Source organism: Billgrantia sp. Q4P2 (assembly GCF_052806135.1).
Map to the genome: position 1 here is coordinate 23,068 of NZ_JBRBAI010000004.1, position 13,452 is coordinate 36,519.

Annotated in this window: 14 protein-coding genes and 1 pseudogene; 12 read left to right on the forward strand and 3 right to left on the reverse strand. The window is 67.4% G+C overall.

The features are described 5' to 3' along the window. Both ACUY1T_RS07995 and hemC read right to left on the reverse strand, forming a co-directional pair. Positions 1-798 carry a uroporphyrinogen-III synthase gene (locus tag ACUY1T_RS07995; protein ID WP_446021665.1) on the reverse strand — a complete coding sequence of 266 codons (798 nt, stop codon included), beginning with the start codon at positions 796-798 and terminating at the stop codon, positions 1-3. Next, positions 799-1,737 carry a hydroxymethylbilane synthase gene (gene hemC / locus ACUY1T_RS08000; RefSeq protein ID WP_446021667.1) on the reverse strand — a complete coding sequence of 313 codons (939 nt, stop codon included), beginning with the start codon at positions 1,735-1,737 and terminating at the stop codon, positions 799-801. It lies immediately after the preceding gene. Positions 1,738-1,994: 257 nt separating this feature from the next. Between hemC and argH the strand changes: the two genes are divergently transcribed. From argH to ACUY1T_RS08035, 7 genes and pseudogenes are all read left to right on the forward strand, one after another. Then, positions 1,995-3,413 carry an argininosuccinate lyase gene (gene argH / locus ACUY1T_RS08005; protein WP_446021669.1) on the forward strand — a complete coding sequence of 473 codons (1,419 nt, stop codon included), beginning with the start codon at positions 1,995-1,997 and terminating at the stop codon, positions 3,411-3,413. Further along, positions 3,410-3,520 (forward strand): annotated as a pseudogene (gene lptM, locus ACUY1T_RS08010) (LPS translocon maturation chaperone LptM); the annotation flags it as partial. The gene argH and the pseudogene lptM, both read left to right, overlap by 4 nt. Positions 3,521-3,580: 60 nt before the next feature. Continuing rightward, positions 3,581-4,873 (forward strand): diaminopimelate decarboxylase, encoded by a 1,293-nt coding sequence (gene lysA / locus ACUY1T_RS08015; protein ID WP_446021672.1) that lies wholly within the window; start codon positions 3,581-3,583, stop codon positions 4,871-4,873. Beyond that, on the forward strand, positions 4,873-5,706 hold the full coding sequence (dapF, locus tag ACUY1T_RS08020) for a diaminopimelate epimerase (protein WP_446021674.1): 834 nt from the start codon (positions 4,873-4,875) through the stop codon (positions 5,704-5,706). Before lysA ends, dapF begins: the two co-directional genes overlap by 1 nt. A 34-nt stretch (positions 5,707-5,740) precedes the next feature. Beyond that, complete coding sequence (locus ACUY1T_RS08025; protein ID WP_446021676.1) at positions 5,741-6,478, forward strand: DUF484 family protein; 738 nt, start codon at positions 5,741-5,743, stop codon at positions 6,476-6,478. Beyond that, positions 6,471-7,385 carry a tyrosine recombinase XerC gene (locus ACUY1T_RS08030; RefSeq protein WP_446021678.1) on the forward strand — a complete coding sequence of 305 codons (915 nt, stop codon included), beginning with the start codon at positions 6,471-6,473 and terminating at the stop codon, positions 7,383-7,385. The genes ACUY1T_RS08025 and ACUY1T_RS08030 overlap by 8 nt, the downstream gene beginning before the upstream one ends. A 2-nt stretch (positions 7,386-7,387) precedes the next feature. Further along, the gene (locus tag ACUY1T_RS08035; protein WP_446021680.1) at positions 7,388-8,146 is read left to right on the forward strand and encodes an HAD family hydrolase; all 759 of its coding nucleotides are present in this window, start codon (positions 7,388-7,390) and stop codon (positions 8,144-8,146) included. A 28-nt stretch (positions 8,147-8,174) separates the two neighbouring features. Here ACUY1T_RS08035 and yihA read toward each other — a convergent pair whose 3' ends face one another. Beyond that, positions 8,175-8,792 carry a ribosome biogenesis GTP-binding protein YihA/YsxC gene (yihA, locus tag ACUY1T_RS08040; protein WP_446021682.1) on the reverse strand — a complete coding sequence of 206 codons (618 nt, stop codon included), beginning with the start codon at positions 8,790-8,792 and terminating at the stop codon, positions 8,175-8,177. Between the two features lie 257 nt (positions 8,793-9,049). Between yihA and ACUY1T_RS08045 the strand changes: the two genes are divergently transcribed. From ACUY1T_RS08045 to ACUY1T_RS08065, 5 genes are all read left to right on the forward strand, one after another. Continuing rightward, a complete protein-coding gene (locus ACUY1T_RS08045; protein ID WP_446021684.1) occupies positions 9,050-9,670 on the forward strand; it encodes a c-type cytochrome in 621 nt (206 codons plus the stop codon). 183 nt (positions 9,671-9,853) lie between these two features. Continuing rightward, entirely contained in the window at positions 9,854-10,504 is a 651-nt protein-coding gene (locus ACUY1T_RS08050) for a thiol:disulfide interchange protein DsbA/DsbL (protein WP_446021685.1), read from the forward strand. Positions 10,505-10,587: 83 nt separating this feature from the next. Next, the gene (locus ACUY1T_RS08055; RefSeq protein WP_446022430.1) at positions 10,588-11,343 is read left to right on the forward strand and encodes an endonuclease/exonuclease/phosphatase family protein; all 756 of its coding nucleotides are present in this window, start codon (positions 10,588-10,590) and stop codon (positions 11,341-11,343) included. 128 nt (positions 11,344-11,471) lie between these two features. After that, the gene (locus ACUY1T_RS08060) at positions 11,472-12,020 is read left to right on the forward strand and encodes a TRAP transporter small permease subunit (protein ID WP_446021687.1); all 549 of its coding nucleotides are present in this window, start codon (positions 11,472-11,474) and stop codon (positions 12,018-12,020) included. 10 nt (positions 12,021-12,030) lie between these two features. Further along, on the forward strand, positions 12,031-13,434 hold the full coding sequence (locus ACUY1T_RS08065; protein ID WP_446022432.1) for a TRAP transporter large permease: 1,404 nt from the start codon (positions 12,031-12,033) through the stop codon (positions 13,432-13,434). Positions 13,435-13,452 lie beyond the last annotated feature (18 nt).

Genomic DNA, 13,452 nt, shown 5'->3' on the forward strand with positions numbered 1-13,452 from the left:
CTAGCCCTTTTCGAGATCATCTTGATCGACATCGGCATCCTCCTGGTCACAGGCCTCGGCCACTGCGCCGGCAAGCGCTGCCGGTGTGGCCCCCGGTGCCACCACGGGAGTGCGAAACCCCAAGTCGTCGGCCAGTGTAGCCAACCGGCGACTCGACACGATTAGCGGTTGGTTCAAGGTGGCCCTGGTGCACCATCTTGCCAGATGTTCGAGTAATTCTCCGCTACTCACTACCAGTGCCCGGAACTCGCCCCGGGCGAGCCGCTGTTGCAAGGCGGCGGGTGGCGGCTGGAGGCGTCGCCGATAGAGCGCCAGCCGCGTGACCCGCGCACCGCGCGACGAGAAAGTATCGGCCAGTAGCGCTCGCCCTCCCTCGCCGGCCACCAGCAGCACACGCTGGCCGTCGAGCGAGCGCAGCGAAGCGAGTTCGAGCAGCGCCTCGCTGGTGTCCTCGCCGGCCGCGGACACCGGCAGGTGCACGCGCACACCGAGCCGTTCGTGCAAGGCCTCGGCGGTGGCCGCCCCCACCGCATACCAGGCCGCACCCAGCGGCAGCTGCGGCCAGTAGCGATCCAAGGCATGGTAGAGGCATTCGGCGGCGAAGGGGCTGACCACCACCACCTTGTGAAAGTGGTCGAAGTCGAGCCATGCCTGGCGCATCGCCGGGGTCTCGGGCAGCGCCTCCAACGCCATGGCATCGAGATTCGCCACTGGGTAGCCCGCGGCCTCGATGGCCGCCGCCAGGGCAGCGGCACGCTCGCCAGGCCGGCAGATCAGGACGGGAAGCCCGGCAGCCATTCAGGCGCCGTAAACCTGCGCCAGGATTTCGCCGGCACCCTGCTCCAGCAGGTCTTCCGCCACCCGTACGCCGAGAGCCTCCGGCTCGTGGATCGAACCGCGTCCTTCGGCACGCAGGACCTCAGTGCCCTCGGGGTTGCCCACCAGCGCACGCAGCCACAGGGTCTGGCCGTCGTCCTCGAAGGTGGCATAGCCGCCGATGGGGACCTGGCAGCCACCCTCGAGACGGGTGTTCATGGCGCGCTCGGCGCGCACCCGGGTCGCCGTGATGGGGTCGTCCAGCGGCGCCAGCAGCGCGATCAGCTCCGGGTCGCTGATGCGGCACTCGATGCCCAGCGCGCCCTGGCCGCAGGCCGGCAGGCACACCTCGGGGGGCAGCTCCTGGGCGATGCGCTCGCCGAGCCCCAGGCGCTTGAGCCCGGACGTGGCCAGGATGATGGCATCGAATTCATCGGCGTCGAGCTTGGCCAGGCGGGTCTGGACGTTGCCACGCAGGGTGAGGATCTCCAGGTCGGGACGCTGCTCGCGCATCTGCAGGCCGCGGCGCAGGCTCGAGGTACCGATACGCGCCCCTTCGGGCAGCTCATCGAGCGAGCCATAGCGGTTGGAGACGAAGGCATCGGTGGGCTCGGCACCGGCGAAGATCACCGACAGGCCCAGGCCTTCGGGGAAATGCATGGGCACGTCCTTCATCGAATGCACGGCGATATCGGCGCGGCCGTCCAGGATCGCCTCTTCCAGCTCCTTGACGAACAACCCCTTGCCGCCGATCTTCGCCAGCGGCGTGTCGAGGATCTTGTCGCCACGAGTGGAGAGCGCGACCAACTCCACCTCGAGCCCGGGATGCTCGGCCATCAGCAGGTCGCGAACGTGTTCGGCCTGCCACATGGCCAGCAGGCTCTTGCGGGTGGCAATGCGCAGCGTTGTGTTGGATCGCACGTGGTTCTCCCCATTCAGCGGGCCCGGGCGGCCCCTGCTCAGCAGTCGTTGCCGCAACATTATCCGTCACCGGCCGGTAGACGGTCATTGACACTCATCATAAAGCACCCGGCGAAACAGGAAAAATCGAGTCTCCCGCGCTACCGCCGCCGCCCCTCGCCACCCGCGCCGACTCTGGTACACTGCAAGACCTGACTGTAGCCGCCGCGCGCGGCTCTCGAACACCACAGCATGCAACACGCAGGATGCCCACGCCGATGAGCCCTAGTTCCACAAACCCCGGCACCAACCAGTCCTGGGGCGGTCGCTTCAGCGAACCCACCGATGCCTTCGTCGAACGCTTCACCGCTTCGGTCGATTTCGACCAACGCCTCGCCCTGCAGGACATCCAGGGCTCCATCGCCCATGCCACCATGCTGGCACGGGTGGGCGTACTGTCCGATACCGAACGCGACGCCATCGTCGCGGGCCTCACCGAGATCCGCGGCGAGATCGAGCGCGGCGAGTTCCAGTGGTCGGTGAAGCTCGAAGACGTGCACATGAACATCGAGGCACGCCTGACCGACAAGATCGGCATCACCGGCAAGAAGCTGCACACCGGCCGCTCGCGCAACGACCAGGTGGCCACCGACATCCGCCTGTTCCTGCGCGACGAGATCGACGTGGTCGCGGGTGAACTCAAGCGCCTGAGAGAAGGGCTGATCGAACTCGCCGAGCGCGAGGCCGACACCATCATGCCCGGCTTCACCCACCTGCAGACCGCCCAGCCGGTGACCTTCGGCCACCACCTGCTGGCCTGGCACGAAATGCTCGCCCGGGACCACGAGCGCCTGCTCGACTGCCGCAAGCGAGTCAACGTGATGCCGCTGGGTGCGGCGGCGCTGGCCGGCACCACCTACCCCATCGACCGCCACGTCACTGCCGAGCTGCTGGGCTTCGAACGCCCCGCCGAGAATTCGCTGGACGCAGTCAGTGACCGCGACTTCGCCATCGAGTTCGCCAGCTTCGCCAGCATCCTGCTGATGCACCTGTCGCGCATGAGCGAGGAACTGGTGCTGTGGACCAGCGCCCAATTCGACTTCATCGACCTGCCCGACCGATTCTGCACCGGCAGCTCGATCATGCCGCAGAAGAAGAACCCCGACGTGCCCGAGCTGGTGCGCGGCAAGACCGGGCGCGTCTACGGCCACCTGATGGGCCTGCTGACGCTGATGAAATCGCAGCCGCTGGCCTACAACAAGGACAACCAGGAGGACAAGGAGCCGCTGTTCGATACCCTCGACACGGTGCGCGACTGCCTCAAGGCGTTCGCCGACATGGTGCCGGCCATCGAAGCGCGCAAGGCGAGCATGTATGAAGCCGCCCGCCGCGGCTTCTCCACCGCCACGGATCTCGCCGACTATCTGGTACGCCGAGGCGTAGCCTTCCGCGACGCCCACGAAATCGTCGGCCAGTCGGTGGCCTTCGGCCTGCGCGAGAAGAAGGACCTCTCCGAGATGAGCCTTGCCGAGCTGCGCCAGTTCTCCGACGTGATCGAGGACGACGTCTTCGACGTGCTGACCCTAGAGGGCTCGGTGGCGGCGCGCAACCACATCGGCGGCACCGCGCCGGACCAGGTACGCGCCGCCGCGCAGCGCGCCCGCGAGGCACTGGCGACCCTGGGACGCGAGGCATGAGTCGGGCGTTTGCGCTGGCAGCACTGTCGCTCGCGCTGCTGGCCGGCTGCGGCCAGAAGGGACCGCTCTACCTGCCCGGTGACGAAGCCGCCGAGGAGCGCTACGGCAGCCCCGCGGCGCAACAGGATGAGCAGAACGACGCCGACGACGAGGACACGGACTGAATCATGGATCACTTCGAATATCGCGACGGCGTTCTCTACGGCGAGGAAGTCCCGTTGACCCAGGTGGCCGAAGAGATCGGCACGCCCTGCTACGTCTACTCCAAGGCGACCCTGACGCGCCACTTCCGCGCCTATACCGAAGCGCTGGGCAGCCACCCGCACCTGATCTGCTACGCGGTGAAGGCCAACTCCAACCTGGCGGTGCTGGGCCTGCTGGCACGCCTGGGCGCCGGCTTCGACATCGTATCGATGGGCGAACTCGAGCGCGTGCTGGCTGCCGGCGGCGACCCGGCCAAGGTGGTGTTCTCCGGCGTGGCCAAGCAGGAGGCCGAGATGGCCCGGGCGCTCGAGGTCGGCATCAAGTGCTTCAACGTCGAGTCGCGTCCCGAACTCGAACGCCTCAGCGCCGTGGCCGAGCGGCTGGGCAAGGTGGCGCCAGTGTCGCTGCGGGTCAATCCGGACGTCGACGCCGGCACCCATCCCTACATCTCCACTGGGCTGAAGGACAACAAGTTCGGCATCCCGGTGGATGAGGCGCTGGCCGTCTACGAGCTGGCCGCACGCCTGCCGGGCGTGAAGATCGTCGGCCTGGATTGCCATATCGGCTCGCAGCTCACCGAGCTGGCACCCTTCCTCGACGCCCTGGATCGCCTGCTGGTACTGCTCGAGCGTCTGCGCGAGCGCGGCATCACGGTCGAACATCTGGACCTCGGCGGCGGGCTCGGCGTGCCCTACCGCGGCGAGCGCCCGCCGCAACCCTTCGACTATGCCGCCTCGCTGCTCGAGCGCCTGGCCCAGTGGGAGCACGGCACCGGCCTGACCCTGCTGTTCGAACCGGGTCGCTCGATTGCCGCCAATGCGGGTGTGCTGCTGACCCGGGTCGAGTTCCTCAAGCCCGGCGAGACGAAGAATTTCGCCATCGTCGATGCCGGCATGAACGACCTGATCCGGCCGGCACTGTACCAAGCCTGGCAGGCGATCATCCCGGTCGATACCCGCCATGTGCGCGAGAGCGCCACCTATGACGTGGTCGGCCCGGTCTGCGAAACCGGCGACTTCCTGGGCAAGGACCGCGAGCTGGCGATCGGCGCCGGGGACTTGCTGGCGGTGCGCTCCGCCGGCGCCTACGGTTTCGTCATGGCCTCCAACTACAACAGCCGGCCGCGCCCCGCCGAGGTCATGGTCGACAACGACAGCTACCACATCGTACGACGACGCGAGTCGATCGAAGACCTGTGGGCCGGCGAGTCGCTGCTGCCCGAACCGGCGGCGGCACAGGACGGAGAGCACCGCTGATGCTGCTGCACTTCACCAAGATGCATGGCCTGGGCAATGACTTCATGGTGGTCGACCTGGTCACCCAGCGGGCGCGCCTGCGTGACGAGCAGATTCGCCAGCTCGCCGACCGCCGTTTCGGCGTGGGCTTCGACCAGCTGCTGCTCGTCGAACCGCCACGCGACCCCGACATGGATTTTCGCTACCGCATCTACAATGCCGACGGCAGCGAGGTGGAGAACTGCGGCAACGGCGCTCGCTGCTTCGCCCGCTTCGTGCGCGACCAACGCCTGACCCACAAGCGCGAGATCCACGTGGAAACCGCAGGCGGGCCACTGACGCTGGCAGTACAGGATGACGGCCAGGTGACGGTGGACATGGGCAGCCCGCGCTTCGCGCCGGAGACGCTGCCCTTCGATGCCGCCGAGGATCGCCCGTTGCATCGACTCGAGGTGGACGGCGAAACGCTGGAGTTCGGAGCCGTCTCGATGGGCAACCCCCACGCGGTGCTACGGGTCGACGATGTCGATACGGCTCCGGTCGAGCGCCTTGGCCCCATGATCGAGCACCATCCGTGCTTTCCGCGACGGGTCAACGTGGGCTTCATGCAGGTGGTCTCGCCACACGAGATCCGCCTACGCGTGTTCGAACGCGGCAGCGGCGAGACCCTCGCCTGCGGTACTGGCGCCTGTGCGGCAGTCGCCAGCGGCATGCGCCAGGGCCTGCTGGAGAGCCCCGTCACGGTGCACCTGCGCGGCGGCGACCTGCGCATCGAATGGCCCGGTGGCGATGCCCCACTGCTCATGACCGGCCCCGCCGAACGCGTCTTCGAGGGACGCATCGCCCTGACCTGACTTGCCGGGACCACCCGAACCGAAGGAGCCACGCATGACCCGAGCCGTCCCCGAACCGCGCAAGACCCTCGATCCGGACCGGGTAGCCGAATGGCTCGCCCGGCATCCGGACTTCTTCGTCGGCCGTGAAGGACTGCTGCAGCAGCTCAAGGTGCCCCACCCCGAGGCGCATGGCACGACCTCGCTGCTGGAGCGCCTGGTGCATGACCTGCGCCGCCGCGCGGAGCAGGCCGAGTGGCGGCTCGAGCAGCTATTGGAATCGGCGCGCCACAACGAGGTGCAGTATCGCCGCACCCGCGAGCTGGTACTGGCGTTGCTGGAAGCCGAGGATGCCGACGCCCTGGGTCAGGCGCTGGCCACCCAGATGGCCGAACACTTCCAGATCCCGGCCGTGGCGCTGTGGTGCCCGGCCCACTTCACCGACCACGAGCCGCTGCCGCCACAGCCGCCGCGCCACGTGTTAGACGAGCATGCCGGGGTACGCCTGGCCGCGCTGCTCGACGGGCGCACCAGCCGCTGCACCCGGCTCACACCCACCGACTGGGGGCGCCTGCTGCCCCACGTGCGGCCACCGCGCCAGGCCGGCTCCTGCGCCCTGGCCCGGCTGACCCTGGGTGAGCCGATGGGGTACCTGGTGCTGGCCAGCCCCGACCCCGACCACTTCCGCGCCAGCATGGACACGCTGTTCACCGAGTACTTGGGCGACGTGCTGGCACGCTTGCTGCTGCGCCACGCGCCGCCAACCCATACGACTCCGCCGAAGCATGGCTGACACCCCTCTGCGCCAGCAGTTGGAAACCTGCCTGGCGGCGCTGTCGACGACTGCCAGCCCCGCCACACTGAGTGCCTATCGCCATGACCTCGAGGCGCTGGCGGAATTCCTGGAGACCCGCGACGTCGTCGACGGTGGCCAACTGGACGTGGGCCTGGTACGCCGTTTTCTCGGCGCCGAGCGCAGCCGCGGCCTGGCGCCACGCAGCCTGGCGCGACGGCGCGCGGCCATTTCGCACTTCGGCACTTTCCTGGTCAAGGTGGGCGCTCTCGGACACAACCCAGCCGAGCTGGTGCCGACGCCGCGCCAGCCCGCCCACCTGCCCAAGCCACTGGACGTGGACCAGCTCGCCCAGCTGCTCGACACCCCTCATGACGGCTCGCCGCTGGCATTGCGCGACCAGGCCATGCTGGAGCTGTTCTACTCCAGCGGCCTGCGCCTGGCAGAGCTGGCCGGCCTCGACCTCGGCGACCTCGACAGCCGTCGCGTGCGGGTCCTCGGCAAGGGCAGCAAGCCGCGCCAGGTACCGGTGGGGCGCAGCGCCCGGCGCGCGCTCGACGCCTGGCTGGCGTGTCGCTCGGCGCTGGCCGCCCCCGGGCAGATGGCGTTGTTCGTCGGCAACCGTGGCCAGCGGCTCGGCCATCGCGCCATCCAGAAGCGCATGACCGAAGTGGCCCGTCGGCGAGGCCTGCCCGAGCACCTGCACCCGCACCGATTGCGCCACTCCTTCGCCAGCCACCTGCTGGAATCGAGCCAGGACCTGCGCGCCGTGCAGGAGCTGCTGGGGCATGCCAACCTCTCTACCACCCAGGTCTATACCAAGCTCGACTGGCAGCATCTGGCGGCCAGCTACGATGCCGCCCATCCTCGCGCTCGGCGGCGCAACGACGAATCTTCCGATGCATGATCATGACTGAATCACTGCCTCTCCAGGCCATCACCTTCGACCTCGACGACACCCTGTGGGACAACCATGGCGTCATGGTCGCCACCGAAACCGGCCACTACGCCTGGCTCGACGAGGCCCTGCACGAGTGGTTGTCACAGGACGGGCGCTCCTTCTCGCAGCGCTTTGTCGAGCAGTTCCCGCTGGACTGCTTCGAACGCCGCCGCCGCGCGCTGGCCAGCGCCCATCCGTTGCGCCGCGGCGACTTCACCTGGCTGCGCGAGCAGGCACTGCGAGAGATGTTGCGAGAGTACGGTCTCGACCCGGCCACGGCGGAGCGCTGGGCCAGGGCGGCGATGGCACGCTTCATGGAGCTGCGTCACCGGGTTGCGCCGCACCCGGAGGTCGAAGCGCTGCTGACGGAGCTCGGCCGGCACTATCGCCTGGCCAGCATCACCAACGGCAACGTGGACGTACAGCGCCTGGCGCTCGGCCGGCACTTCCCGGTGGCCATCGCCGCGGGCGAGATATTCGCCCCCAAGCCCGACCCACGCCCCTTCCTGGCGGCGCTGGCGCGGCTGGGCGCGTCACCCGCTCGCGCACTGCACGTGGGCGACTCCTGGCGCGAGGATGTCGAACCGGCGCGGCGCCTGGGCATGCGGGTGGCCTGGATCTCACCGCATGTCGACGACCTGCCCCTGCCGCCCGGCATTCACCGCCTCGATCACGTCCGCGAGCTGCCCGCGCTGCTGCGCAGGCTGGGCCAGAAAGCGCCGCCATGATGTGAGCCATTAGGGCTCGAGGGGATCGCTACACTCCGTCGGAGTCGGCCAGCCAGCCGTCCAGCCGGGCACAGGCCTCGTCGACACCTTCGCGCTTGAGCGACGAAAACAGTTGGACGGACACCAGGTCTTCCCACTCACGCAGGCGACTGCGCACCTGCTGCAGGGCGTTCTTGGCCGCGCCGGACTTCAGCTTGTCGGCCTTGGTCAGCAGGATGTGCACCGGCATGTCCTGATCGTCGGCCCAGCCCAGCAGGGTCTGGTCGAATTCGGTGAGCGGATGGCGCACGTCCATGACCAGCACCAGGCCGCGCAGGGAACCCCGCCCTTGCAGGTACTCGGCCAGGTGGCGCTGCCATTCGAGCTTGACCGATTCCGGCACCTTGGCATAGCCGTAGCCGGGCAGGTCGACGAGGCGGCGAGTAGCGTCATCGCCCAGGGTGAAGAAGTTGATCAGCTGCGTACGCCCCGGCGTGCGCGAGGTGCGCGCCAGCGCCTTCTGCCGGGTCAGCGTATTGATCGCACTGGATTTTCCGGCATTGGAGCGACCGGCAAAAGCCACTTCGGCGCCGTCGTCGAATGGGCACTGGGCAAGCGTGGGAGCGCTGGTCAGGAAGCGCGCGGTCTGGTAATTCAATCGGGTCATGGCCTCAACTTCCTGCCGGTAATATCGAGAGGGCACCGTCGGGTTCTCGCCCTCCATTTCCGATGCCGGCTTGTTTCGTTATAATGCGGTGTCTTTTTTCTGCGACCTGGGCGCGCTAGTGTAGCATCGTGCTCTTGCCGGCAGCGACCGCCCCGAGCGGCGCTCCGTACAAGGCAAGGCCGGCCTGGAATCCGGCGAGGCGGGTCAGCTCCCAGGATGCGTACCGGTACAATCCATAACGGCATAGTGAAACAGCGATGAGAAAGTTACTGGCAAGCCTGGCAATAACCCTCGGCGCCGTTGGCGTCGCTCACGCCGACCTGGAAGCAGACGCCGACGCTGCCGCTGGTCGCGAGAAAGCCCAAAGCTGTGCGGCCTGCCATGGCCAGAACGGCATCAGTTCTGCACCCTCCTTCCCACATCTCGCCGGCCAGCAGATGACCTATCTGGCCAAGCAGATCATCGACATCCGCGACGGCAACCGGCTGGTGCCGGAGATGGTCGGCCAGGTCGATGACTTCTCCGACGAGGACGCCTGGGACGTCGCCGCCTACTATGCCCAGCAGGATGCCAACATCGGGCAGGCCGACCCGGACGAGGAAGCGCTGATGCGCGGCCAGGAACTCTACCGTGCCGGCGACATGGCCAAGGGCATCCCCGCCTGTGCGGCCTGCCACGGCCCCACCGCTGCCGGTATCAACACCGCCGTCTACCCGGCACTCTCCGGCCAGTTGCCCCAGTACCTCGTCGCTACGCTGCAGGATTTCGCCTCCGGCGAGCGGACCAACGACCCGGGCAACATGATGGGCGACATCGCCGCCAAGATGAGCGATGCCGACATGCAAGCCGTGGCCAATTACATTCACGGCCTGCACTGAGCGCCCGCCGACTGGCAATTGCCGGCCCACGGCCGGCACGAAGGCGGCCACGAGCCGCCTTCGCCGTCTTTGCAATCGCCATCGATCGGGAACCGTGAGCGGCACCAGCGCTCAAAGTGATCGACGCAAGCGCCAAGATGGTCAGCCGCCGCTTCACGGCGAACTTCCAAGGAGTCCGAGTCCATGTTCAAGCCCTTCCGTATCCTCCAGTCAGCCGCCTTTGCCATCGCCGGCCTGGGCCTGGCGACGCTGGCCGCCGCCGACAACCTGGTCGAGGGACAACACTACGAGAAGCTGCCCGAGCCCATCGAGACCCGCGCCGGGGAGGGCCAGGTCGAGGTGACCGAGGTGTTCTGGTATGGCTGCCCGCATTGCTACAACCTGCAGAGCAGCGTCACCGACTGGTACGAGACCCTGGGCGAAGACGTCGAGGTGGTGCACATGCCAGCCACCATGGGCGGCGACTGGAACACCCATGCAATGGTCTTCTATGCCGCCGAGGAGCTGGGCATTCGCGAGGAAGCCCACGCCGACATCTTCCATGCCATCCATGAGGAGGGGCAGCGGCTCAACGACGCCGACAGCATCGCCCGCTTCCTCAGCCAGTACGACGTCAGTGAAGAGGAAGCCCGCCAGGCGCTGGATGCCTTCTCCGTCAAGGCACAGGTCAACAAGGCCCATGCGCGTATGCGTGCCATGCGCCTGATGGGCGTGCCGGCCCTGGTCGTCGACGGCCGCTACCTGGTGACTCCCAGCAGTGCCGGCAGCCTCGAGAACATGCCGCAGATCGCCGACGCGCTGATCGAACGCGTGCGCCAGGAGCGCGAAGACTGACCGTGTCCGTCGAGCATTCGCACCTGGTCGACGCCAGGACCCCGACCCTGGAAGGTGGGCACCTCAAGCTGCTCACCTTCAACATGCAGGTGGGCATCCAGACATCGGCCTATCACCACTACCTGACCCGCAGCTGGCAGCACCTGCTACCGCATCCCCACCGCACACGGCGGCTGGACATGGTCAGCAACGTACTGAGCCGCTTCGACATCGTCGGCCTGCAGGAGGTCGACGGTGGCAGCTTTCGCTCCAGCCACGTCAACCAGGTCGAGTACCTGGCCACGCGCGGTGGCTTTCCGCATCACTACCAGCAGCTCAACCGCAACCTGGGCCGCTTCGCCCAGCACAGCAACGGGCTGCTGTCGCGACTCGCCCCGAGCCAGGTCGAGGAGCACCGCCTGCCCGGTACCTTGCCCGGGCGCGGCGCCATCCATGCCCGCTACGGCGACGGCCCGGACGCGCTGCACCTGTTCGTCGCCCACCTGGCGTTGAGCCACCGGGGCCGGGTGCGCCAGCTCGACTACCTGAGCGAGATCATCCAGCCGCTGCAGCACGTGGTGGTCATGGGCGATCTCAACTGCACGCCGGACCAGCTGCATACCCACACGCGCTTCTGCGCCTCGCTGCCGCTGCACCCCGTCCGGCCGCTGCTCAGCTACCCTTCCTGGCAGCCGCGTCGGGCACTGGACCACATCCTGATCTCCAGCTCGCTCAAAGCCCAGGACGTGCGCGTGCTCGACCACCTGTTCTCCGATCACTTGCCGATCGCCGTCGACGTGGCACTGCCATCGAGATGCCTGAAGGTGCTCGAGGAGCTGCACAAACGCCAGAGCCTCTAGCGCCGACCCGGCGTATCGAGGGCTGTGAGGTTCCATCCCGTCGGGGTGGGCGTTGAGGCCCAGGGATGACGCCCGCCGTGGAATCGGCGATGATGCGGTCCCTGATTCGCTGCGACACGAGATTTCCCATGCAAACTGCGAACCGCGATCCGGTCCTGCTCGCATGGCTCGACGGCTTTACCGAAGTCGTGGGCCGCTCCATCGCCTGGCTGGTGGTCCTCATGATGGCGGTACAGTTCGCCATCGTGGTGATGCGCTACGTCTTCAGCCTCCACAGCGTGGCCATGCAGGAATCGGTCATGTACATGCATGCCATGGTGTTCATGCTGGGGGCCGCCTGGACGCTGCGCCATGACGGTCATGTCCGCGTCGACATCTTCTACCGCAAGCTCTCCGCCCGTGGCCGCGCCTGGATCGACCTGCTGGGTACGCTGCTGCTGCTGTTTCCGGTAACGCTGTTCATCGCCATCTCGAGCTTCGGCTACGTGCGCAGCAGTTGGGCGATTCTCGAGCGCTCGCCGGATGGCGGCATTCCTGCGGTCTACCTGCTCAAGTCGCTGATCCTGGTGATGATGGCACTGTTGCTGGTGCAGGGCGTGGCACAGGTGATTCGCCAGGTACTGATCCTGCGCGGCCGTGCGCCGGGCAACACCCCCGAACACGACGAGGTGGTGTGACGTGGAAGCCCTGCTCGATTTCATGCCCCTGTTCCTGTTCTTCACCGTCTGTGCCGTGCTGATGCTGGGCTACCCGGTCGCCCTGGCGCTGGCCGGCACCGCCCTGATGTTCGCAGGCCTCGGCCACCTGCTGCTGCAGATGGGCGTGGCGGTGCCCTTCGAGGCACGCATGCTGGGCGCCATGCCCAATCGCCTCTACGGCATCATGACCAACCAGACGCTGCTGGCGGTACCGCTGTTCGTACTGATGGGCGTGCTGCTGGAGAAGTCGCGGGTGGCCGAGACCCTGCTCGATGCCATGGCGCTGCTGTTCGGCTCGCTGCGCGGAGGACTGGGCATCTCGGTGATCCTGGTCGGCATGCTGCTGGCCGCCTCCACCGGCATCGTCGGCGCCACCGTGGTCACCATGGGCCTGCTGTCGCTGCCAACGATGCTCAAGCGCGGCTACTCGCCTTCGCTTGCCACCGGCAGCATCTGCGCCACCGGCACCCTGGGCCAGATCATCCCTCCCTCCATCGCCCTGGTACTGCTCGGCGACGTGCTGTCGAATGCCTACCAGCGCGCCCAGCTGGCCATGGGGGTGTGGAGCCCCAAGACCGTGTCGGTGGGCGATCTGTTCGTCGGCGCCCTGATTCCCGGCCTGCTGCTGGTGGTGGCCTATATCGTCTACCTGCTGGTGATCGCTTGGCTGAAGCCGGAGTGCGCTCCGCCCGCCGACCGTGAAGCACTCAAGCAAGAGCTCGGCCACAGCGGCAGCATCCTGCCCCTGCTGATCAAGGGGCTGATACCTCCCGTGCTGCTGATCGTCGCCGTACTGGGCTCGATCCTTGGCGGCTTCGCCACGCCCACCGAGGCCTCGGCGGTGGGTGCCACCGGGGCCTTCCTGCTGGCCCTGGCCAACCGCAGGCTGGACGTGCCGATGCTGCGGGAAGTGGTATTCACCACGACAAAGGTCACCAGCATGGTGTTCCTGATCCTGATCGGCGCCGCGCTGTTCTCACTGGTGTTCCGGGCCTACGGCGGCGAGGAGCTGGTGAAGGAGATGTTCGAGGCCTTGCCCGGCGGCGTCGTCGGCGCCACCCTAGTGGTGATGCTGGTGATCTTCCTGCTCGGCTTCATCCTAGACTTCATCGAGATCACCTTCGTGGTGGTGCCGATCGTCGGGCCGGTGCTGCTGATGATGGGCCTCGATCCGATCTGGCTGGGCATCATGATCGCAGTGAACCTGCAGACCTCGTTCCTGACGCCGCCGTTCGGCTTTGCGCTGTTCTACCTACGCGGGGTGACACCGGAGTCGGTGCCGACCTCCGCGATCTACCGCGGTGTCATCCCGTTCATTCTGATGCAGCTGGGCATGCTGGTGGCACTGGCGCTGTTCCCGGGGCTGGCCACCTGGCTGCCTTCCATGCTGTAGGGTACGGGGTCACTGCCC